This is a genomic window from Microbulbifer sp. SH-1, from assembly GCF_011326135.1.
Classification (GTDB): Bacteria; Pseudomonadota; Gammaproteobacteria; order Pseudomonadales; family Cellvibrionaceae; genus Microbulbifer; species Microbulbifer harenosus.
On sequence record NZ_CP046948.1, the window covers coordinates 3,428,187 to 3,451,626 of the forward strand.

The window sequence follows — 23,440 nt, forward strand, 5'->3', positions numbered from 1 at the left end:
AATTTTAAAAGGAAATAAAAGTATGGAAGCTTTGGAACCACTATTCGCCGCTCAGCTTGCTGCCGACATTTATGATATTGAACACCCAATACCGAGAAAAGCGTTCTATAACATCTATAAAAACAAATTTGAATTAGGTGAAGATTCGAGTTTAGCTGAAATAGGAATTCGAGGAAAAACCGGTGGTATTTTCTTGAAGTTGGCACACATGATGGCACTGGCCGCCGAAGGGAAATCCGGCACTGCTTACCAAAATCAGGCAATTGTTGCAATCAAGGGGACTGCAGGCCTGATGGATGGATTGACCGATCTGAACGCTGGACTGAAAAATTCGAAAACAGGGGGCATGGTGCATCAGGGGTTTTTGGATGTATTCAACTCCTACGTTGATTGCTTGCCAAAATTTTCGGCACATATTCATACCATACACTGCGTTGGGCACAGTCTGGGTGGAGCTTTGGCGACATTGACGGCTGACTGGCTGAAATCCAATACGGGCAGGCAAGTAATGCTGTATACCTTTGGTTCACCTCGTGTGGGATTGGAATATTACGCGGGTAAAACTGAGAGGCGTTTAGGTTCCAAGAATATTTACCGGGTATACCACCAGACAGATCCGGTACCAATGGTTCCGACTTGGCCCTTTTTCCATGTTCCCGATGGAGGAGAAGGCGATTTTCTGCTGCCTTCCGGGCTGCACCTGAAGCCGTGGGAATTCCACAGCATGGATCGATATCTGATTTCAGCGGGCAGTGATGAAAGGTCTCCAGTTGACTGGCCAGTACTCAAATCCCGACGCCCCCAGGACTTCCTTGACTCCAGCATCGAAGCCTGGCTGAAGGCCGAGGGTGTGATTTCCTTCTCATTGAATACCGCGCGACTGCTGAGTGCCGCGATCCTGTGGGTTGTGAAAAAGCTGGTCAATCTCACCGGTATTGCGGTGGTGATGGCCGGCAGTACCACCTTCACCCTGTTGGACCGTCTCGCCATGTTGATGAATAAAGGCCTGCAACTCGCCGAGGATATTTCCATCTGGGTGCTCAGGCTGATCCGGCGTATGGCGCAGATGCTGGGCATCGCGTTGCGCGAGGGGGCGGAAATGACCCTGCATTTCATCCGCCAGGTATTTATCCAGGCTCATCACGCTGTGTCAGAACTGGTACGCCAGGCCGGGCGCACCCTGCACTGAAATGTCCGCGGATCTATCAGGCCGGCATCGTCGTCAATGCCGGCCTGATAGATTGGACAAGCAGCCTGTCAGCAAGCTGACATTCCGCAACTTGCTGACAAAAACTTTACCAAAATATCCCGCCGCTACTTTTTACCTTGTGTTGCCACGGTCTATTCGGTAGAACCGGAACATAAATCCGAGAACAATGGTTTTATGTTGCATACCAAAAGCGCAGCCGGCGATCCGCTGTGCAAGCGCTCCTGCGATTTCCACCTCAGTGAGTGGTTCGATAATTAGTTGACCGCTGCCAGATCTGGTAGCGGGCAGCGCATTCCTGCCTGAATTTTTCTCCAGAATCCTCTCCCGGCACCGCGACTGGTTGCGCGCCCGTGCGCCGTTGCTTTGCCGTGGCGAAATCACAGACCTACAAAAACAACGACACCCGAGGGTAAAGAGATGAAGCCATCTAACAAGCAACTGCTCGCACTGGCCATAGCCCTGGTCAACGGCGCACCGGCCGCGGTGCTGGCCCAGAGCCAACCGGAAAAAGACGCAATGATCGAAGAGGTGGTGGTGACCGCCAGCCGCCGCGCCGAAAGTATCCAGGAAATTCCCTACAACATCACCGCGATTACCGGTGAATCCCTGAAAAATGCCGGGGTGGATGACCTGACCAAGATGTCGCAGTTTATTCCCGGCATGCAGATGATCGACGCCGGCGCCCGCAGTACCGGTCTTGTGACCTTGCGCGGTATGAACGTGGGCGGTCTGCAGGCGTCGGAAAACCAGGGCGGCAAGGACATCATTTCCCGCTACGTCAACGACACCCCGCTGCTGATCGATTTTAAGCTGGTGGATGTCGAGCGCGTGGAAGTACTGCGCGGGCCCCAGGGTACTCTGTACGGCCGCGGCGCCATGGGCGGCACCCTGCGCTATATCCTTAACAAGCCCAGTACCGAAGCCACCGAGGGCTCCGTCAGCACTGAGCTGTACCAGAACAGCGAGAGCGAGGGCCTCTCCAGCGAGGTGAGCGGTGTGCTGAACCTGCCGTTTTCCGACACTCTGGCGCTGCGCGTATCCGGCACCCGTGTGGACGACGCCGGCTTTGTCGACTACGAAAATGTGCTGGTGGAGCCGGGTGTGTCCAACGATACCCGCTACGTCAAAGATGTGAACAGCGAGGAAACCACCGCGATCCGCACCGCCCTGCGCTGGGAACCGAGCGACGAGTTCTTCGCCCAGGCAACCTACTACCTGCAGGACCAGAAGGCCGGTGGCCGCCAGGCGGTCAACCCGGAGTACACCGGTGGCGATTTCACTTCGGCGCTGTTGTATGTGGAACCGCGGGATAACAAGGACGACCTGTTCAATATCGAATTCGGCTGGAACAGCGACCTGATCGAAATCTTCTCCACCACCTCCCGGGCCAGCTACGAGGGGTACGGTCGCCGCGATCAAAGCGATTTCCTGGCGATCCTCTACCCGCACTACACCGACTTCCCGCAGTACTCCACCTACGCCGTGGACGACAACCAGACCGACTCCCTGGTGCACGAAACCCGCTTCCTGTCCACCGACGGCAACTCCCCGGAGTGGCTCGACTGGATTGCCGGTTTCTATTACGAGGAGACCAACACCCTGCTGGATGCGCGCGAATACATCCCGGGCTGGGACGCCTATTACGACTACGACAACGGCCTGGCGGAAGCGGGCTCCACAGATCTGGAATACTGGCACTACAGTGACGACGACTTCGAAGAGCGCGCGGTATTCGGTGAGGCCACCTTCCATGCCTCCGACGCGCTGCAGCTGACTTTTGGGGCGCGCTATTTCCAGCAGGAAGAGAGTGTTGCCTACGACTGCTACGTGTACCCCATGTATACCGGCCCCGAGCGCGATTGTCGGGAAGGCAGCGGTGACATCGACGACACCGTATTCAAACTCAACGGCAGCTACAACTTCTCCGACGATGTGATGCTGTACGCAACGGTGGCAGAAGGCTTCCGCCGCGGCGGCCTGAATTTCGGTCCCAATCTGCTGGAAAGCGAAAGAACTTATGCATCCGACAAGGCCGTGAACTACGAGCTGGGTTGGCACACCACGTTGGCGGATGGGCGCGCGATCTTCAACGGCGCCCTCTTCCGGGTTGACTGGAAAGACCTGCAGGTGGGCACCAAATCCGAAGTCGCCGGCATCAACATCACCGGCAATGGCAGCCAGGGTGTGATCGATGGCATCGAGCTGTCCACTCAGTTCTCCGCCACCGACAGGCTGAGCCTGAACGGCTGGGTGACCTACTACGACCACCGCCTCGACGGCGACGCCCCGGGGATCGACGGCTTCGACGGCGATGCCTTCCCCGGCGTACCCAACCTCCAGGCCAACCTCGGTTTTGACTACTTCATTCCGGTATCCCAGGGGGAGCTGACTCTGCGCGGCAACGCCTACTACAAGGATGAGATCCAGACCCTGCTGAACAGCGTCGGCGACAATTACGACAACGAAACCCTGGATGCCTACACTGTGGCCAACCTGTCCCTGGATTACCGTGTGGAACAGTGGCGCGCATCGCTGTTCGCGGACAATGTCACCAACGAGTACTACTTCAATGGCGGTCGCAGTGAGAAGAAATACGGCGAGCGCGGACAGTTCTACTACGTGGGCCAGCCGCGCACACTCGGGGTGAACCTCTCTTACGAATTCTGATCGCCAGTCTCACAGGGCTATCATTTGGCGGGGCTTGCCCCGCCCTTTTTTTCTCTGGACCGGCCGCCGTATGCCAGCTACAAACATCGTTGAACCCATTTTTCTATCTGACTAGGCAACTGGCCCGATATGTCCGATTCCCCTCTCCAGCAGCAACTCAATCTGGCGCGCCAGGCCGCCGCCCGCCGCGACTGGCGCGAGGCGAGCAGGCTGTGTATCGACGTGCTGCGCCAGGACGCCAGGCAGGCAGACGCCCACCTGATACTCGGTTGCGCCGCCGGCGATGCCGGCGCCGCCTCGACCGCCCTGCGCGCCTTGCGCACGGCGCTGACGCTCGCCCCCGAGCGCGGCGATATCCGCTTGCAACTGGCCCGCTGCCTGGTACAGAGCGGCGAGCATATGGCCGGCGAGTGTGAAGCGGACACCTGTGCCAGCCTGATCGGCGAGGACGCGAGCCAGCTCGATCTGCTCGCCACCATTTACAGTCACCTGGGCAAGCAGGAGAAAGCCGCACCTTATGCGGAGCGCGCCGTCGCGATCGCCCCGGAAAATGCAACGCTGCTATCGAACGCCGCCGCTATCCTGGTCTTTCTCGGCCGCACCGGTGAGGCAGAAGCGTATCTGCGACGCGCCCTGCAGCTGGCACCGCGGCATTTCCGCAGCCACTGGCAGCTCGCCCAGCTGCGCCGGGCGGAGGACGAATTGCACTACCGGAGCATGCTGGTGCTGAGTGCGCACTATGCGGAAAACGGCAATGCGCAGGCCTATCTGCACTACGCCATGGGTAAGGTGTCGGAAGATTTGGCATTGTGGCAGCAGGCGTGGCGCCACTATGCGCGCGGCGCGGAATATCGGCGCCGGGACATCCGTTACCGCAGCGAGGAGGAACAACGCCTGTTCGCCGCACTTCGCCAGGGGTTCACTGAGGAGTGGTTTTGCCGCGGCGCAGAAACGCCATCTACCGGCGAGGCGCCTATCTTCATCGTGAGCCTGCCTCGCGCCGGCAGCACTCTGGTGGAGCGCATTGTCGGCAGCCACTCTCAGGTGCAATCCCTCGGTGAGCTGCCGCATTGGCCGCTGGTGGTAAAAAAACAGACCGCTGTGAGTGGCCCGCCCCTGCACAGTGCGGAAATTGCCGCTGCGGCGTCGACGATTGATCCGGTGGCCGCCGCCCGCGATTACTGCGCGGCCATCCGCCATCGGCGGGACCAGCGTCCCTTCTTCACCGACAAGCTGCCCGGTAATTTTCTCTATTTGCCGCTGCTGGCACGCGCGTTTCCAGGGGCGCGGTTTGTGCATGTTGCCCGCCACCCGATGGATGCCGGTTTTGCCATATACAAGCAATTGTTCGCCGATGCCTATCCCTGGTCCTACGATCTGGAAGAGCTGGGCCAGTACTACGTGCAGTACCACGAGCTGATGCAGCAATGGGCGCGGTTACTGCAACAGCGCATGGTGACGGTAAATTACGACGCGCTGGTGGCCGCACCAGAGACGGAGACCCGCGCGCTACTGCACGGGCTCGGGTTGCCCTTTGAAGACGCCTGCCTGCAACCCCACAAGACACCCAACCCCGCCGCCACCGCCAGTGCCGTCCAGGTACGCGAGCCCGTTCACCGCCGCTCGAGCGGGCGCTGGCAGCATTTTGCCGCGCAGCTGCAGCCCTATCGGGACGTGCTGGAAAACGCGGGTGTACTGCCGCTTCGCTGAGGCGATCCGCGCAACCGGTCAAAGCCCCGGCCGGATAACCGGTGCCCCATCTTTTTGCTTCTTGCTGCCTTTGCTCTGCCCCAGTTTGTCGGCGTTTGCGCGCTTGTTGTCCCAGTGGTGGTCCAGGTGCAGATCCGGGTCGCGGCGGTCTTCGCGCAGGGCCTGCAGCAGCTGCTCGCGGTAGATTTTGGTCTGGGCGATGTGCTGGGATTCGTCGCGCCAGTAGGGGAACAGGGATTCCAGCATGCGCTGATCATGCTGTTTGAATTTGCGCGCGGCGCGCTGAGCGCGGTGTTTGGACCAGCCCATTACCTGCAGCGCACCGGCGCCAATATCGAGCGCGCTGTCGACGGTTTCCCGGTAGATGTACTGCACGCCCGCCTCCATCAGCGCGTACTGGTGCATGCGGTTGCGCGCGCGCGCCAGAATCGTCAGGTGCGGGAAATGCTTCTGAATACGGCTGACGATCTCTAGTGAAGCGACCTGGTCGCTCAGCGTAAGGATGGCGATTTTGGCATTGTCGGCGCCGGCAGCGTGCAGCAAATCGCCGCGGGAGGCGTCGCCGTAGTAAGCCTTGATACCGTAGCGGCGCACCAGTTCCAACTGTTCGGCGTTGTGTTCGAGCAGGGTGGTGTCGAAACCGCAGGCGTTCAGCAGGCGCCCGGAAATCTGGCCATAGCGGCCGTAGCCGATAATGATCACCGGCGAGCCGTCGTCCTGGGGGTTGCTGTCGGGAACATCCGGGGTGCGCGGGCCGGTGAAAAAGCGTGGCTGGATCAACTGTTCATAAGCCAACAGCAACAGCGGTGTAAACGCCATGGACAGGGCGACGAGCGCGATCAACAGGCTGCTCACATCGCTCGGCAGAACCTGGTTCTGACTGGCGAACGCCAGCAGCACAAAACCGAATTCCCCGGCCTGCGCCAGCGATACCGCAAACAGCCAGTCCTCCCCCCGCGCCATGCCGCGCACCCGCGCCAGCGCAAACAGCACCGCAAACTTCACCAGCACCAGCATCACCAGCAGCCCGAGCAGCAGCAGTGGTTTCTGCATCACCAGCGCGAGATCGAGGTTGGCGCCGACGGCGAGGAAGAACAGCCCCAGCAGCAGGCCCTTGAACGGCTCGATGTCCGCTTCCAGTTCGTGGCGGAATTCGCTGTCCGCCAGCACCACACCGGCAATAAAGGTGCCGAGGGCCGGTGACAGGTTGAGCCAGGTCATGACCGCAGCGGCTCCCAATACGATCAGCAGCGAGCAGGCGGTAAAGAGTTCGCGGGTGCGCGCGCCCACCACCAGCCGCAGCAGCGGCGTGAGCAGGTAGCGCCCCGCCAGCACCAGCGCGGCAATGGCACCGAGTACTGCCAGCGCATAGGCCCAACCCTGCAGGTGATCGGGGTCGGTGGCCACTTCCACCGTTGCCAGCAGTGGCAGCAGCGCAAGGATGGGGATGACGGCGATGTCCTGGAACAGCAGCACACTGAATGCATTGCGCCCGCCCTCGGTTTTGAGCAGGTTTTTCTCCGACAGGGACTGCAGCACGATAGCTGTGGATGACAGCGCGAGAATCAGACCAACGGCGGTGGCGGTGCGCCAGTTGAGCCCGAACAGTGTCACGGCAATGCCGCACACCACGGCGGCGGTGGCCAGCACCTGGGCGCCCCCCGTGCCGAAGATCGCACCGCGCAGCGACCACAATTTGCGCGGCTGCAGCTCGAGGCCGATCAGAAACAGCATCAGCGCCACGCCGAATTCGGCGAAGTGCAGTTCGTCGCTGGTGTCGCCCACCAGCCCGATAACGTGCGGGCCGATCAGTACGCCCGCCACCAGATAGCCAAGCACCGAGCCGAAGCCGAGACGCTTGGCCAGCGGTACGGAAACGACAGCGGCGGTAAGGAAGATGACGGCTTGGAGCAGGAAATTGTCGTGCGGCATGAACGTTCTTTGGTGTTATGGGTTGTGGTGGCCGCGTCAGTCTGCCGGGGTGGCGGGATCGCCCTCCGGGAACACCGCTTCGCGGCTGCGCTGAATCAGTGGTGCGATGGTCGAACCCTGCACCACGATGGAAAAGAGTACCACGCCATAGGTCATCACCACCCACAGGTGGCGCAGATTGTGGTCACCGGCGATCACGAAGCCGGAAGGAATCGACATTGCCAACGCCAGCGACAGGCCACCGCGCAGGCCTCCCCAGATCAGAATGCGCTCGGTATACGGGTGGTATTTGCGCCGGCGTTTGAGCAACAGGAAGGGTGTACCCACTGCCAGGATGCGCCCCAGCAGCACAATTACAATGGCGGCGACAATCAAGACATAGTCGATGGGCTGGAAGTTGATGGTGATCAGGAACAGGCCCACCAGCAGGAACAGGATGCCGTTCAGAAACTCCTCGGTGATGGCCCAGAAGTTGTCCAGCTCATGCTGGCTCACCCGTGAGAAGCCGCGTTCGCGGGTGAAGTTGCCGATGATGATACCGGCTACCACCATGGCCAAGGCACCGGACACGCCGAGAATATTGGCGGTGGCGAAACCCGCAGTGGGAATCACCAGCGTCAGCAGCAGTTCCAGGCTGTGTTCGTTGGTGGAACAGATCAGCCAGTGGAACAGACCGCCGAGAGCGAGCCCGAGGGCGATCCCGCCGAGCGCCTCCACGATGAACAGATGGCTGATGGCCGGCAGCGTGGGTTCGGTGCCCTGGAATGCGAGGGCATAAATCACCGCAAACACCACGATACCGAAGCCATCATTGAACAGCGACTCCCCTTCCACCTGGATGGAGATCTGTTCCGGCGCTTTCAGGTTTTTGATGATCGCCAGCACGGCGATGGGGTCAGTGGGGGAGATCAGCGCGCCGAACAACAGGCAGTACACCAGTGCCACCGGCATGCCGATAAAGCCGAAGAAAAAGTACAACATGTAGCCCACCGCGAAGGTGGAAATCAGGGTACCGAAAATCGCCAGCAGGGTGATTTCCACTTTCTGGTTGCGCAGCATCAGCAGATCGATGTGCAGACTGCCGGCAAACAATAGGAACCCGAGCATCCCCTTCAGCAGCAGGTCTTCCAGATTCATCAGCGGCAGCAGCTGGTCGGCCCAGTCGCGAAGTTCGACGATCTCCAGCTTGCCGAGACCGATGACAATCAGCGACAGCGCCAGGGAACCGGCAGTGATGGCAATGGTAGCCTGGGCGCGCAGTACGTACTGATTGAGGAAACCGAGGAAAACGGAGACAGCGGCGAGAAAACAGAAGGTGTAATAAACGTCCATGTGGGCGCGGGGGCTCCGGTGCGTGGGGGTTACCTCTAACTGTAGGAGCCTGCTTGCAGGGCCCGCGAGAGTGTTTAGCGAGCACTGCTCGCTGCTCTCCCGTGCGACCGGCCATGGATGGCCGGGCCGGACACTGTTCCACGGATGGCTGCTTGCGAAACAAGAGTGATTCGTGAGCAACAAGCTCCTACAAACTAAAGCGCGGACTACTTGGCCTGACTCAATCCGTCAGCGTGCCGTTATTGTAGTCGCGCACCGCCTGTTCGATTTCCTCGCGGGTATTCATCACGAAGGGACCGTAGTGCACTACCGGCTCGCCGAGCGGACTGCCGCGCAGTATCAGCATTCCGGTGCCCACATCTGGTGCATCGTCAGGCGCACGCAATTGTAATGATTCGCCGTCGCCAAACAACACCAGATTGCCCCGGTTTACCACACCGTGCCCGGTGTCGAGCGCACCGCTGTAGACATACGTCATGACCGTATGCCCAGCCGGCAGCGGCAGGTTGACCTCGGCACCCGCGGCCAGACGCAGATCTGCCACCGACGCTTGCGCCGCCGCCTCCAGCAGCGGCGCATCTTCGGATTTGCCGTTCACCTGCCATTGGCCGGCGATCAGGCGGATCTTAGAGCCGCGCCCGTCCAGCATAATTTCGCGCATCTGCTCCGGCTGAATATCCCGCCAGACGGGTTTGCTCATCTTGTCCTTCGCCGCCATGTTGATCCACAGCTGGAAGCCGTGCATGCCGGTGCTGCCACCATCTTTGGGCTGATGTGGCATCTCCGAGTGGATGATGCCGCGCCCTGCGCGCATCCACTGCGCGCCGCCCTGTTTGATGGCGCCGCGATTGCCCAAGTGGTCCTGGTGCTCAAACTCGCCGCTCAACATATAGGTGAGCGTCTCGATGCCGCGGTGCGGGTGCGGCGGAAAGCCGGCGATATAGTCGTCGGGATTCTCCGAGCGAATCTCGTCGACCATCAGGAAAGGGCTCAGGTCCTTCAGCTGAAAGCCTGCCACCCGGTGGATTTTCACCCCGGCGCCGTCGGCGGACGGGTGGCCTGCCACTACCCGCACTGCGGGGCGTACGCCGGTACTGCCTGCACTGTTCTGTGTGAAATTAGACATGGTTCTGTTCCTCCATTTCCGGCAGTATAGGCCGATAAAATCGCCAGAAAATGGCAAAAAATCGCAGCTAACATTCGAGCTGCTCGATACATCAGAATCCACGACTTTTTTACAAATCGAATCTGGACGAAGGACAGTCTATGGCCAAAGTTACGCTGGAACAGTGGCGCATGTTTCAGGCTGTGGTGGAGTACGGGGGCTTTTCCCAGGCCGCGGATGCGGTGCACAAGAGCCAGTCCTCCATCAATCACGCGGTGCACAAGCTGCAGGAGAGCCTCGGCGTCAATCTGCTGGAAGTGCGCGGGCGCAAGGCGGAGCTCACCGACGCCGGACGCGTACTGCTGAACCGCGCCGGCGGCCTGCTGGACGAGGCCGAGGCGCTGGAAGCCGTTGCCCTGAGCCTCGCCGCCGGCACGGAGGCGCAGCTGCGTCTGGCGGTGGATGTGCTGTTTGATTACGAGGCGCTGTTCAATGCGGTTGAACGTTTCGCCGCTGAATTCCCGCACACCCGCCTGGAGATCCGCGAGACGGTGCTGTCTGGCGGCGAGGAGCTTCTGCTGCAGCAGGAAGTGGATTTCATTCTGTCGGCGCGGGTGCCCCAGGGCTTTGTGGGCGAGCCGGTCTCAAGAGTGAAATTCGTGCCTGTCGCCCATCCGGACCATCCGCTGCACCACCTGGGCCGCGCGGTGAATCGCGAGGACCTGAAGGCTGCCCGGCAGATCGTGATGCGGGACTCCGCCCTGAAAAACCGCCAGGACGCCGGCTGGCTGGGCTCGGACCAACGCATCACCGTGAGCAATGTGCACACCTCCATTGAGCTGATCGAGCGCGGCCTGGGCTTCGCCTGGCTGCCGCAGACGCGCATCCGGGATTCTCTGTCGGCCGACCGCCTGTTGCCGCTGCGCACCGAGGAGCCGTGGGAGCGGGACGTCACCGTATATCTCGTCTATGCGGACAAAGACCGCGCCGGCCCCGCCGCCTGCCTGCTGCTGCAGGCGCTGCGGGAGGGGCTGCCGCCGTTTGAGTGACGCAATGCGTCGGACAGCGTGAGCGCGGGAACTGATCGGCATCAACAACAGCGGCATCAACCAAACCGGGAGGTCCAATGACCGTAAACAAACAGCAATCCACCGGCGGGCCGATCCGCTGGGGCATCATCGGCTGCGGCGATGTTACCGAAGTGAAGAGCGGGCCGGCGTTCAACCGGGTGCCCGGTTCCAGCCTGCTTGCGGTGATGCGACGGGACCCGGACAAGCTCGCGGATTACGCCCGCCGTCACGGTGTGCCGAAAACCTACGCCTCTGCCGAACAGTTGATACAAGCCCCCGAGATCGACGCGGTCTATATCGCCACACCACCGGGCAGTCACAGGGAATATGCGCTGCAGGTCGCCCGCGCCAACAAGCACTGCTGCATCGAAAAACCCATGGCGCTCAACCACCGCGAGTGCGAGGACATTCTGGCCGCCTTCGACGCGAGTGCCGGCGAGTTGTTTGTCGCCTACTACCGCCGCTCGCTGCCGCGCTTCCTGAAAATAAAGCAGTGGTTGGAGGCGGGCCGGATCGGTTCCGTGCGGCATGTCAGCTGGCGCTTCACCCGCCCGCCGTCGCCCCGCGATCTGTCGGCGGAATACGACTGGCACACTGACCCTGCGGTGTCCGGTGGTGGCCATTTCATCGACCTCGCCTGCCACGGGCTGGATTTGTTCATTTATCTGCTGGGCGATATCACCAGTGCCCAGGGTGTGGCCGCCAACCAGCAGGGGCTATATCCGGCCGAGGATGCGGTGGCGGCCTGTTGGATGTTCGAAAGCGGGACGACCGGTTCCGGTTTCTGGAACTTCGGCGCCAGTGCCCGCAGCGACGAGGCCATCATCGACGGCAGTACCGGCAGTATCCGGTTCTCGATTTTTGGCGACAGTCCCTTTGTACTCGAGACCGCCGCGGGTACCGAAGTATCGACCATCGAGCACCCGGAAAACATCCAGTACTTCCATATCGAAAACATGATCCGGCACCTGAATGGTGAGCTGGAACACCCGTCACCAGGACGGCAAGCTCACAAGGCGACATGGGTAATGGATCGGATACTGCGCGGATACCAGGCGGAGCGTCGCGATAACGAGGCGCGTCCGCAGCAGGCGGAAATGCGCACCGAAACAAGCACTGGGCAGAGCGCGCGATAAACTCGCCCCTTCCCGCGAAAATATGCGGTTTTGTTTGCGAAAAGCCGAACTACACTGAACAGCGTTGTCACTTCATACGCATTCCAGAGCGGAAGCGAACAAGAGAGGGTTCAGCAATGAACAACGACGGTGTTATGTGCGACTTGGGCAAGCTGCTGGCGCGGATTCTCATGTCGGTAATGTTTATCGTCTCCGGCTACGGCAAGATTGGCGCCTACGCCGGCACCCAGGAATACATGGCGTCCGCCGGTCTGCCCGGATTTCTGCTGCCCCTGGTGATCCTGCTGGAGCTCGGCGGCGGCCTCGCGATCCTGTTCGGCTTCTGCACCCGTTGGCTGGCGCTCGCGTTCGCCGCCTTCTGTCTGCTGAGCGCCTGGCTGTTCCACAATGTCCCCGGTGATCAGATGCAGCAGATCATGTTCATGAAAAATCTCACCATCGCCGGTGGCTTTCTGGCGCTCGTTTGCGCCGGCGCCGGCAAATTCAGTATCGACCACGCCATGGCAAGGAAGAAACACCGACATTGACGGGGGCTCGCCATGGGATTGTTGATCAAGGGCCAATGGCAGGATCGCTGGTACGACACCGACAAAAGTGGCGGTGAATTCGAGCGCGAGGGGGCCCAGCTGCGCAACTGGATCACCGCCGACGGCGCCGCCGGCCCCAGTGGCGAGGGCGGCTTCCCCGCGGAGAAGGGCCGCTACCACCTGTTTGTCTCCCTCGCCTGCCCCTGGGCGCAGCGCACGCTGATCTTCCGCAAGCTGAAGAAACTCGAAGACGTTATCGGGGTGTCGGTCGTAAGCCCTTACATGCTGGAACACGGCTGGACCTTCAACAAAGATGAGGGCAGCAGCGGCGATGACCTCTACGGCAGCGAATTCCTGCACCAGATCTATACCCGTCACCGCGCGGACTACAGTGGCCGCGTCACCGTGCCGGTGCTGTGGGATCGGGAGCGCGAGTGCATCGTCAATAACGAGTCCGCGGAGATCATCCGCATGTTCAACTCGGCGTTCGACGACCTCACCGGCGACGGGCAGGATTTTTATCCACAGGAACTGCGCGGTGATATCGACGCCACCAACGAGCTGGTGTACCAGAACGTCAACAACGGCGTGTACCGCGCCGGCTTCGCCACCAGCAGAGAAGCCTACGAGGCCGCCTACCACCGCCTGTTCGAGACGCTGGAAAAGCTTGAGCAGAGACTGGGCAACAACCGCTATCTCACCGGCGCGCGCATCACCGAGGCGGACTGGCGGCTGTTTACGACACTGATTCGGTTCGACGCCGTCTACCACGGTCACTTCAAGTGCAACAAGCAGCGGCTGGCGGACTATCCCAACCTGTGGGGCTATGTGCGCGAGCTGTATCAGTGGCCGGGGGTGGCCGAGACCGTGGACTTCCACCATATCAAGACTCACTACTACGCCAGCCACAAGCACATCAATCCCACCGGCATAGTGCCGCTGGGCCCGGAACTGGATTACGCCGCCCCCCACGGTCGCGGTTGACCCCTGTTCCAACGCAATAACCAGGAGCAACCATGAAGCTGTTCTATTCCCCCGGTGCCTGTTCGCTGTCTCCGCACATTGTCGCCTGCGAGGCGGGTATCGACCTGGAACTGTGTCAGGTCAATCTGAAGACGAAAGCGACCGACAGCGGTGGTGACTACACCGAGATCAACCCAAAGGGCTATGTACCCGCGCTGCAACTGGAAGGCGGTGAATTGCTCACCGAGGGCCCGGCGATTGTGCAGTTCCTGGCGGAGCAGAAACCGGATAAAAAACTGGCGCCGGAGTACGGCTCACTGGACCATTACCGGGTGCTGGAGTGGTTGAATTACCTCTCCACCGAGGTGCACAAGTCCTTTGTGCCACTGTTCTGGAACGGCGACGATGGGGAAAAGGAGTTCGCCAGGAAACAGGTAAGCAAACGCCTGCAGTTTGTGGAGGAGCATCTGGCCGGCGACTACCTGCTGGGGGACGATTTCTGTATCGCCGACGCCTACCTGTTCACCCTGTACAGCTGGTGCGACAAGGTGGGAGTGGATACCGGCGGCTGGCCGAAGCTCAAGGCCTTCGCCGAGCGCATGGCGGCGCGCCCGGCGGTAAAAAAGGCGCTGCAGGAAGAGGGGCTGATCTGAATTTTCCTCTCCCGGCCACTTAATTTTTACGACGAAGCTGCGAGCGCCCGGCTTGCGCTCAGTGTCTGCCTTCGATCTCAATTGGCAGCCGCGCTCTGGCGACAAACACAGCCATAGCGAGCGCGGCGCCCGCGCAGCACAACATCCCGGCCGCAATAGGCACCAGCGTACCGGTGTGGATTCCGTTCACCAGACCGCCGAGTAGCCCCCCGGAAATAAACAGGGACGCGCCGTAGAGCGCATTGGCGGTACCGCTGATCTTGGGGAAAAATTCCAGATAACAGGCCGCGGAGTTGGGGGCAATGATGCCGATGCTGCCCATCGCCATCACCAACGGCATCATCCACGCCAGTAAAGTCTGGTTCTCGCCGAAGTAGAGGGTACTCACCAGCAGCAGCGCGCACGCGAGGGTCAGCATCGTCATCCCCGCCAGCAGGATCTGGCGCGGTTCGAACACCTTCAGCAGGCGGATATTCAGCTGCATCATCACCGCCAATCCCAGCACGCAGCTGCCGAACATCAACGGGAAATTCGCCGAGGAAACGCCAAAGCGCTCCATAAACACGAAAGGCGCGGTGGTGATGTAAATGAACATACAGCCGCTCACCAGCGCCTGCCCGAACAGGAAGCCCAGTGCCCGCGGACTGCGGAATATCTGCCCGTAATTGCGAAACAGCGTGGTGCGGGACTCGCGCTGGCGGCGCGCGCGGCGGAACTTCGACACCGTCTCCGGCAGTATGCCCCGCACCAGCACCATCATCAGCACACCGTATACCAGCAGGAAGATAAAGATGGCGTGCCAGTCGCCGAAACTGAGCAGCGTAGCGCCGATTACCGGCGCCACCATCGGCGCGATCAGCATCATGGTGGCGATCATCGACATGATGCGCGCTGCGTCGCGGCCATGATAGAGGTCGCGCACGATGGCACCGCAGATCACCGTGGCAAAACCGCCCCCCACCGCCTGACAGAACCGCAGCGCCACCAGCAGTTCCGCGTTATTGGTGAACAGGATCAGCGCGGTGCTGGCGATAAAGATAGCGAGACCAATGGTGCCGATCAGGATGCGGCCGAGGCGGTCCGACAGTGGTCCGCCGAAGATCTGCCCTACCGCAAAGCCGAGCAGGTAACTCGATACCGAGTGTTGCACCACAGCGACTTCGACCCCGAGGGTCCGTGCCATGGCGGGAATGGCCGGCAGATAGGTGTCGATGGCAAAGGGAGTCAGCGCAACCAGTGCGGCGAGACACGGAGCGAGCCAGCGCGGCGGCTGGCCATTGGCGTCGAGAAAATTCGGGGGCATGGTGAATCAGTGACAACTCGGGTACATCTGCGGGTGAACGCACCGGCACTCAGAAAAGCGTAGTCACCGGGGCGCGAGAACTCGTTGGCGTCGGCATCTTAGCCGCCGGGGTTGGTAGATTCCATGACAATCCGGTGGCAATTGTGGTCGCGTATCAATTTTGCGTGGGATCGAACAACAGTTCGTCGCCCAGGTACAGGGTCTGCCAGCGGGACGGGCGCAGGTTGAACGTATCCTGTTTCAGCCGCTGCTGCAGTTCCTCAAAGGTTTCGTTGGTTTTGCGATTATTGCGAGCGATGGTGGCCCAGCCTTCAAGCCCGGAGGAATAGGCGGTAATGGTCAGCCAGTGGTGGTCGCCCTGGCCGCGCTCGCTGTGGCGAAACAACAGGTACTCCGGGTTTCCATCACCGTCCAGGTCCCGCACCAGCCAGAGGCAGGAGCGCCGTTCTTCATTGCAGGAGCGCGCTTCGAGATCGAGCTCGGCACTGTCTGGCGGTGGCGGCGCGCCTTCGGGCAGTACAGCGACCTCACGCAGTTTCTGTTCTCTGGCCTGCGCTTGTAGCGGGTTTTCGCGCAGCTTCCAGATGCCGTCGGTTTCTCCCTTCAACTCCTGGAGATAGGCCGTAAGCGCGTGGTTCTGCTGGACCTGGGGCAGCTTCTCCAGCGTCTGCAATGCCTCCCACCCCGGGCGCCCCAATTCCCGCCGCAGGAAAAAGAAATCGAAATCCGCCAGTTCCGTGCGCCCGTCCTGCAAGCGCGCCAGCTGGCTGTCGGCACTGATGCGCCAGAAATTCACCAGCGGCGCCTGCGTGACGAGGCACACCGCCAGCACCCACAGCGCCAGCCCGGTATTGATCCGCCGCAGCCACTCCGACCAGCGCTCGCCGCGGCGCAGGATCGACAGGCTGTAGCTCAGTGCCAGCAGCGCCAGCGTCAGTGCCACCACGAACCCCCACAGCCGCTCCGGCGTCCAGCCGTACTGGGCTATCCGCAACCACAGGCCGTAGAGTGCGAAGGCCGTGTAAAACGGCGCAACCACCAAAGCCAGCAGCAGCACCCGGTTGATCCAGCGCGGATAGCGCGCAAACGGGAAGTCGTCCTGGATCACGCCGTTGGTGAAAAACAGCAGCAGCGCCACCAGCCACAGCAACAGCGCGCTGCCGCGCCCGGTATCCCAGATGGGTTGCAGGCCGGTAAACGGCAGGGTGGCGAGGAACACGATGGTGAGTACCGCCAGTAGCGGCAGCAGCGCCACCAGCATGGTGCGCAACAGGCGCTTCAGGGTTAGCACAAAGCTCTGCTGCGAGCGGAACAGGATGGCGCCGCTGCCGGCCACCAGCCAGGTCACCGGGTAGAAAAACCAGTCCTCCTCGAACAGCTCGTGGAAAAACGCAACCCCCACCAGTTTGAACAGCGCCTGCCACAGAAACAGGATCAGCCAGAAAATCCCGGTAAACACCAGTGTCAGGCCCGCGGTGAGGGCGTTGTCCCAGGAGTAGTGAAACAGCGCGGAGTACTCCGGCTTTCGCAGCCGTGCCATCCCGGTGGCGCAGGCGCGCAGCAGAAAGGCGACGATAAAGGTGGCGATGGCGATCGTCGGCACGAACTCGTGGGGATCGCCACAGTACACTTGGTCTGCGGGGGTGCATTGGTAGCCGCGGTAAGCGGCGAGTGTCGCCAGCAGCACGGCGTAGCCGGTCACCAGCCACCAGTAACCCCGCGCGAGGCGAGGGGCGACGGTGACGATCACCAGCGGCGGAATGGCGATGACGAGGGTGTAGCTGAGGTACTGCCACACCGGTGACCAAGCGTCGACGGCGGTGAAGAATTTGAGGGCGTAGAGCGCGAGGCCCTGGATCAGGGCCGCGGCGAGAATCAGGTGCTTTTCAGGGGCGCCGAGACTGTCCGCATCAGAGAAGTTTGTCGTCTGTTCGCCGCTGCTTCCCTGCATATGACACCCTGATCAGTGCTTTTCTTCGCGAAGGTTGTACAGCCCCTTCTTCAGCTTCAACAGGTGCTCCTGCAGCTGCGGGCCTTTGCGCTGGGCAACGCCGATGGCGAGTACGTCGATCACCACCAGGTGGGCAATACGGGACGACAGCGGCGTGTACAGCTCGATGTCCTCTTCCACGTCCACTTCCAGGGGGATACTGGACTTGCGCGTGACCGGCGAGCCGCTGGGACCGAGGCCGATCACCGTGGCGCCCTGGGCCTTGGCCATTTCCATGGAGCGCAGCAGCGAGGAGGTGCGCCCGCTTTGCGAGATGGCGACAACCACATCGCCCGGCTCCATGCTCATGGCGGACATACTCTGCATATGGTGGTCGGAGTGGGCGGCAGCGGCGAGCTGCAGGCGGAAGAACTTGTGCTGGGCATCGGCGGCCACGGCACCGGAGGCGCCAAAACCGAAGAACTCCACCCGCTTGGCGGCGGCGATGGCGGTCACCGCGGCTTCCAGCGCGCGCGCGTCGATCTTGTCGCGCACGTTCAGCAGGGTATCGACGGTGGAGTCGAACACCTTGCGCTTGTACTCGGCGATGGTGTCGGTTTCGGTCACCGCAATCTGGCCGAAACTGGGGCTGGAGGCCAGCTGCTGGGCCAGGTTGAGCTTGAATTCCTGGAACCCGGAACAGCCCACGGCGCGGCAGAAACGCACCACCGTCGGTTCGCTCACCTGGGCCTCGGTGGCCAGGTCGACGATGCGCATATGGATGATTTCGCCGGGGTTGGCGAGGATATACTCCGCGACCTTGCGCTCAGATTTGCGCATGGAACTCAGCTGTTCGCTGATTTTTTGCGTGACTTCCGCTGGCTTCACGACAACACCTTCTCTGGTTCAGGTTGTGCAGTTTAGCGGCATGGCGGAGTGCTGGCGAGCGTTGGCAGCGCTTTGCGTGGCGGTCGATGCACCCCTGTAGGAGCCTGCCTGCAGGCGAACATTCGCGGAGTCCATGGCGGTTCGCCTGCAGGCAGGCTCCTACAAGCAATCGCAGATTGTTTAAAACCTGTTTATATACCCAGTTCTCCCCCGACCCCTGATACAATCGCGCCCATGGACGTATCTGAACTCTTAGACCCTCTAAACGACGCCCAGCGCGAGGCCGTAGCCGCGCCGCCGGGCAACCAACTGGTTCTCGCCGGTGCCGGCTCGGGCAAGACCCGCGTGCTGGTGCACCGTATCGCCTGGCTGATGATGGTCGAGGGCGCATCGCCCTACTCCATCATGGCGGTGACCTTCACCAACAAGGCCGCGCGCGAGATGCGCGGGCGCATCGAGGAGCTGCTGGGGGTGAATACCTTCGGTATGTGGGTGGGTACCTTCCACGGCCTCGCCCACCGCCTGCTGCGCGCCCACTGGCAAGAGGCCAGGCTGCCGCAGAACTTCCAGATTCTCGACAGCGACGACCAGCTGCGCCTGATCAAGCGGGTGCAAAACGAGCTGGGGCTGGATGAGAAGAAGTGGTCGCCGCGGGAAACCCAGTGGTGGATCGGCGCGCAGAAAGACGAAGGCCTGCGCCCCCAGTACATCCAGCAGAGCGGCGATCCCTGGCTCGCCACTATGGTGCGCATCTACGCCGCCTACGAGGAGGCCTGCCAGCGCGCCGGTCTCGTCGACTTCGGCGAGCTGCTGCTACGCGCCCACGAGCTGCTGTTGAACAACGACGGCATCCTCGCCCACTACCGCCGCCGCTTCCCGTATATCCTCGTCGACGAGTTCCAGGATACCAACACCATCCAATACGCCTGGCTGCGCCTGCTGGCCGGGGACGAGTGCGCCATCACCGCGGTCGGCGACGACGACCAGTCCATCTACGGTTGGCGCGGAGCGAAGATCGAGAACATCCAGCACTTCGAGGTGGACCGCAAGGATGTGCAGACGGTGCGCCTGGAGCAAAACTACCGCTCCACCAGCACCATCCTCAACGCCGCCAACGCGGTTATCGCCCACAATCACGGCCGCCTCGGCAAAGAGCTGTGGACCGAGGGTGAGAAAGGCGAGCCCATTGCGCTCTACTCCGCCTACAACGAGCAGGACGAAGCGCGCTTTATTGTCGAGCGCATCCGCGACTGGGTGCGCGACGGCAACCGCCGCGACAGCGTCGCCATCCTGTACCGCTCCAACGCGCAGTCGCGGGTGCTGGAAGAGGCCTTGCTGCGCGAACACGTGCCCTACCGCATCTACGGCGGCCAGCGTTTCTACGAGCGCCTCGAGATCAAGAACGCGCTCGCCTACATGCGCCTGATCACCAACCGCCACGACGACACCTCGTTCGAACGCGTGGTGAACACGCCCACCCGCGGCATCGGCGCGCGCACCGTGGATATGGTGCGGGAATTCGCGCGCGAACACGGCAGCTCCATGTGGGCGGCGGCGGAGAAAATGCTGCAGCAGAAAGTGCTGACGGCCCGCGCCGGCAGCGCACTGGCGAGCTTCCTCAGCCTGATCGACGCGCTGGACGAAGAGAGCACCGACAAGACCCTCGACCATATCGCCGAACTCGCCATCGAGCAGACCGGGCTGGTGGATTTCCACAGCAAGGAAAAAGGCGAGAAGGGCCAGACCCGGGTGGAGAACCTGCAGGAACTGGTGAGCGCCTGTCGCAGCTTCGACGGTGTGCCCCAGGCCACCGATGCCGACGGCGAAGTGGTGGAAGAAGAGGACGTTCCGCTGCTGAACCAGTTCCTCGACAGTGCCGCACTGGATGCCGGCGAGGGCCAGGCGGACGAGTTCGAAGATGCGGTGCAGCTGATGACCCTGCACTCGGCCAAGGGACTGGAATTCCCGCTGGTATTTATGGCCGGCGTGGAGGAAAACCTGTTCCCGCACAAGATGTCCGCACAGGAACCGGGGCGCATGGAAGAGGAGCGCCGCCTGTGTTACGTCGGCATCACCCGCGCCATGCGGAAGCTCTACATTACCTACGCCGAGAGCCGCCGGTTATTTGGCAGCGAGACCTACAACAAACCGTCGCGGTTTGTGAATGAAATTCCAGTGGAATATATCCACGAGGTGCGTCTCAAAACCGAGATTTCCAAACCGCTGTTTCAACCCAACTCTTTTGGAAAGGATTGGGGTAAGTTTTCTGGCGGAGTAAATCCCTACTCCGACGCCGCGCCGGACTTCGACGACGACCTGCCGCCGCTGGCATTGGGCGGCCGCGTGGACCACGCCAAGTTCGGCGAGGGCACCGTGGTGCAGTTCGAAGGCAGCGGCCCGCGCGCGCGGGTGCAGGTCAACTTCGACGATGCCGGAGCCAAATGGCTGGTAGTATCCATGGCCAAACTGCAACCTCTCTGATTCACTATCGAGCTCTGCAAAATACACGGAATGTAGGAGCCTGCCTGCAGGCGAACCGCCCCGGCCCCGGGGCGGAAAAAATAAAAACGAACAGAAAGCGCATGAAAAAAATAAACTGGTACCCCCCCGTCATCCTCGGCCTGCTCGCCCTGCTGGTACTCACCTTCGGTGCGCTGGTGGTTTCCCGCTCAACGCAAGAGCAGAAAATCACAACGTTAGAGAACACTGGCCAGCAGACCTTCGAGTGGAAACTCGTAACTACATGGCCGAAAAATTTCCCCGGCCTCGGCAGCGCCCCCGAACGCTTCGCGAAAAAAGTCGAAGAGATGTCCAACGGCCGCCTGAAGATCAAGGTCTACGGTGCCGGCGAACTGGTTCCGGCCATGGGCGTCTTCGGCGCGGTCTCCGATGGCGCCGCCCAGGTGGGCCACGGCGCCGCCTACTACTGGAAAGGTAAGCTCCCCGCCGCGCAGTTTTTTACCGCGGTGCCGTTTGGGTTGAACGCCCAGGAAATGAATGGCTGGCTGCACTACGGCGGCGGCCTGAAATTGTGGGAAGAGCTCTATGCGCCGTTCAACCTGATCCCCATGGCCGGCGGCTCCACCGGTGTGCAGATGGCGGGTTGGTTCAATCGCGAGATCAATTCCGTCGCCGATCTTCAGGGGCTCAAGATGCGTATTCCCGGCCTGGGCGGTGACGTGCTGAACCGCGCCGGCGGTACCGCGGTCACCATTCCCGGCGGTGAGCTGTACACGGCGCTGCAGACCGGCGTGATCGATGCCACCGAATGGGTCGGCCCCTACAACGACCTCGCCTTCGGTTTCCACCAGATTGCCAAATACTATTACTACCCAGGCTGGCACGAACCCGGCTCGATTCTCGAAATCATCATCAACAAAACCGCCTTCGAAAAACTGCCTAAGGATCTGCAGGCCATCGTCCGTACTGCCGCCCGCGACGCCAACCAGGACATGCTCGACGAGTACACCGCGCGCAACAATCGCGCGCTGAAAGAGCTGGTGGAGCAGCACGGGGTGGAGCTGCGCAAACTGCCGGACGACGTCATCGCCCACCTGAAAACCATCAACGACCAGATCATGCAGGAAACCGCGGCCAGAGATCCGCACTTCAATCGCGTGTACAAGGCGTTTAAAGAATTTGAAAGCCAGGTAATTCCCTATCACCGGATCAGTGAAGAAGCCTATTATCAGACCCGCGCCATCCAGTAGGCGGTTGCCGTAAGCCAATCGCAATAGGGCCGACTATGTCGTAATACTGTTCACTTAAGCAGCTCGGTGGCGGTGCCGCTGCCGGGTGCGCTCTTGTGAGACACGCCGTAGACCCATCCATGGGGGCTCTTCTGCGAGGTCCCTCTCGCAGAAGGTCTCACAAGAGCGCACCCGGCATCGCCACCTTCGCCTGGCATTTTGCTAAGTGAACAGCATTACGACTATGCCGGCCCTTTTTAATATCGCGCAAACGTGGCAACGAACCGGGAAAATAATCCGGCGAAAGCGCCCAAGTGGGAATGTCCGGCCAATGGTGGCCGACCGGTCGCCATCCTGACCGCGGAATGTCGCGGATACTGCTTATTTAATCGACGATTTTGGTGTCATAATGCCGCCCTTCCCAGTAACCAGTGGACGCCTGTGAAACCTCCGAAACGCCTACAACCCCTCGTCGATGACGGCTTGATCGATGAAGTGATCAGCCGCCTGATGAGCGGCAAAGAAGCCGACATATTCATTGTCCGTTGTGGTGACCATATTCGCTGCGCCAAGGTCTATAAAGACGCGGTCAAACGCAGCTTTAAAAAGGCCGCCCAATACCAGGAGGGCAGGAAGGTGCGCAGCGGCCGCGAGGCGAGGGCTCTGCAAAAGCGCTCCAGCTACGGCCGCAAACAGCAGGAAGAAATCTGGCAGAACGCGGAAATCGACGCCCTGTCCCGTCTGAGCCGGGCCGGCGTGCGGGTACCGGAAACCTATGGTTGTGTCGATGGCGTGTTGCTCATGGAGCTGGTCACCGACGACACCGGCGACGTGGCGCCGCGACTCGGCGAAGTACTTATGTCGGAGGAACAGGCACTCGAAGATCACGCGCTCATGATGCACTACATCAAGCTCATGCTGTGCGCGGGCATCGTGCACGGCGACCTGTCGGAGTTCAATGTGCTGGTGGATGATTACGGCCCGGTGATCATCGATTTGCCCCAGGCCGTCAACGCCGCCGCCAACAATAGCGCGCGGGAAATGTTTGTCCGCGACGTCAACAATATGCGCCGCTATTACGGGGAATTTGCCCCCGAGCTGCTGCACACACGCTACGCCGAGGAAATGTGGGCACTTTACGCGGAAGGTAACCTGACGCCAGACACGCCTCTTAGTGGGGCGTTTACAGACGACGGCGACAGCGCGGATGTTGATGGCGTGCTGGAAGAAATCAAAGCTGTGATGCGTGAAGAGCAGGAGCGGCAACAGCGTATCCGCGAAGCGGAATACGAATAGCAACTGCCATCTCTGGCCACATGAGCCCA

General features: G+C 61.1%; 17 protein-coding genes. 11 read left to right on the forward strand and 6 right to left on the reverse strand.

The genetic code is table 11. The features are described 5' to 3' along the window. Nucleotides 1–22 precede the first annotated feature (22 nt). The 3 genes from GNX18_RS14040 to GNX18_RS14050 all read left to right on the forward strand — a co-directional run bounded on the left by GNX18_RS14040 (nucleotide 23) and on the right by GNX18_RS14050 (nucleotide 5,587). Nucleotides 23–1,189, forward strand: coding sequence for a lipase family protein (locus GNX18_RS14040; protein ID WP_166218869.1), 1,167 nt, complete (start codon nucleotides 23–25; stop codon nucleotides 1,187–1,189). 438 nt (nucleotides 1,190–1,627) lie between these two features. Then, complete coding sequence (locus GNX18_RS14045; RefSeq protein ID WP_166218870.1) at nucleotides 1,628–3,877, forward strand: TonB-dependent receptor; 2,250 nt, start codon at nucleotides 1,628–1,630, stop codon at nucleotides 3,875–3,877. Nucleotides 3,878–4,006: 129 nt separating this feature from the next. Beyond that, nucleotides 4,007–5,587, forward strand: a complete 1,581-nt coding sequence (locus tag GNX18_RS14050) for a sulfotransferase (RefSeq protein ID WP_166218871.1) — start codon at nucleotides 4,007–4,009, stop codon at nucleotides 5,585–5,587. A gap of 18 nt (nucleotides 5,588–5,605) precedes the next feature. Here the strand turns inward: GNX18_RS14050 and GNX18_RS14055 are convergent, their stop codons facing one another. The 3 genes from GNX18_RS14055 to GNX18_RS14065 all read right to left on the reverse strand — a co-directional run bounded on the left by GNX18_RS14055 (nucleotide 5,606) and on the right by GNX18_RS14065 (nucleotide 9,977). After that, nucleotides 5,606–7,519, reverse strand: a complete 1,914-nt coding sequence (locus GNX18_RS14055) for a monovalent cation:proton antiporter-2 (CPA2) family protein (RefSeq protein WP_166218872.1) — start codon at nucleotides 7,517–7,519, stop codon at nucleotides 5,606–5,608. A gap of 36 nt (nucleotides 7,520–7,555) precedes the next feature. Then, nucleotides 7,556–8,851 (reverse strand): sodium:proton antiporter, encoded by a 1,296-nt coding sequence (locus GNX18_RS14060; RefSeq protein ID WP_138234151.1) that lies wholly within the window; start codon nucleotides 8,849–8,851, stop codon nucleotides 7,556–7,558. A gap of 220 nt (nucleotides 8,852–9,071) precedes the next feature. After that, nucleotides 9,072–9,977, reverse strand: coding sequence for a pirin family protein (locus tag GNX18_RS14065; RefSeq protein WP_138234152.1), 906 nt, complete (start codon nucleotides 9,975–9,977; stop codon nucleotides 9,072–9,074). Between the two features lie 140 nt (nucleotides 9,978–10,117). Between GNX18_RS14065 and GNX18_RS14070 the strand changes: the two genes are divergently transcribed. From GNX18_RS14070 to gstA, 5 genes are all read left to right on the forward strand, one after another. Continuing rightward, entirely contained in the window at nucleotides 10,118–11,005 is an 888-nt protein-coding gene (locus tag GNX18_RS14070) for a LysR family transcriptional regulator (RefSeq protein ID WP_138234153.1), read from the forward strand. 77 nt (nucleotides 11,006–11,082) lie between these two features. Next, a complete protein-coding gene (locus GNX18_RS14075; protein ID WP_166218873.1) occupies nucleotides 11,083–12,162 on the forward strand; it encodes a Gfo/Idh/MocA family protein in 1,080 nt (359 codons plus the stop codon). 116 nt (nucleotides 12,163–12,278) lie between these two features. Next, the gene (locus tag GNX18_RS14080; RefSeq protein WP_305792223.1) at nucleotides 12,279–12,689 is read left to right on the forward strand and encodes a DoxX family protein; all 411 of its coding nucleotides are present in this window, start codon (nucleotides 12,279–12,281) and stop codon (nucleotides 12,687–12,689) included. 12 nt (nucleotides 12,690–12,701) lie between these two features. Next, nucleotides 12,702–13,673, forward strand: coding sequence for a glutathione S-transferase family protein (locus GNX18_RS14085; protein ID WP_138234156.1), 972 nt, complete (start codon nucleotides 12,702–12,704; stop codon nucleotides 13,671–13,673). 32 nt (nucleotides 13,674–13,705) lie between these two features. Further along, on the forward strand, nucleotides 13,706–14,305 hold the full coding sequence (gene gstA, locus GNX18_RS14090; RefSeq protein ID WP_138234157.1) for a glutathione transferase GstA: 600 nt from the start codon (nucleotides 13,706–13,708) through the stop codon (nucleotides 14,303–14,305). Nucleotides 14,306–14,363: 58 nt separating this feature from the next. On the opposite strand, the gene GNX18_RS14095 is transcribed toward gstA, so the two are convergent. From GNX18_RS14095 to hexR, 3 genes are all read right to left on the reverse strand, one after another. Beyond that, nucleotides 14,364–15,608, reverse strand: a complete 1,245-nt coding sequence (locus tag GNX18_RS14095; protein WP_166218874.1) for a multidrug effflux MFS transporter — start codon at nucleotides 15,606–15,608, stop codon at nucleotides 14,364–14,366. Between the two features lie 154 nt (nucleotides 15,609–15,762). Continuing rightward, complete coding sequence (locus GNX18_RS14100) at nucleotides 15,763–17,559, reverse strand: DUF4153 domain-containing protein (protein ID WP_166218875.1); 1,797 nt, start codon at nucleotides 17,557–17,559, stop codon at nucleotides 15,763–15,765. A 12-nt stretch (nucleotides 17,560–17,571) separates the two neighbouring features. Next, nucleotides 17,572–18,426, reverse strand: a complete 855-nt coding sequence (gene hexR / locus GNX18_RS14105) for a transcriptional regulator HexR (RefSeq protein WP_138234160.1) — start codon at nucleotides 18,424–18,426, stop codon at nucleotides 17,572–17,574. Nucleotides 18,427–18,660: 234 nt separating this feature from the next. Between hexR and uvrD the strand changes: the two genes are divergently transcribed. From uvrD to GNX18_RS14120, 3 genes are all read left to right on the forward strand, one after another. Then, nucleotides 18,661–20,907, forward strand: coding sequence for a DNA helicase II (gene uvrD, locus GNX18_RS14110; protein WP_166218876.1), 2,247 nt, complete (start codon nucleotides 18,661–18,663; stop codon nucleotides 20,905–20,907). Between the two features lie 101 nt (nucleotides 20,908–21,008). Then, the gene (locus GNX18_RS14115) at nucleotides 21,009–22,136 is read left to right on the forward strand and encodes a TRAP transporter substrate-binding protein (RefSeq protein ID WP_166218877.1); all 1,128 of its coding nucleotides are present in this window, start codon (nucleotides 21,009–21,011) and stop codon (nucleotides 22,134–22,136) included. Nucleotides 22,137–22,556: 420 nt separating this feature from the next. Beyond that, nucleotides 22,557–23,411, forward strand: a complete 855-nt coding sequence (locus GNX18_RS14120) for a PA4780 family RIO1-like protein kinase (RefSeq protein ID WP_166218878.1) — start codon at nucleotides 22,557–22,559, stop codon at nucleotides 23,409–23,411. The last annotated feature ends 29 nt before the right edge of the window (nucleotides 23,412–23,440 follow it).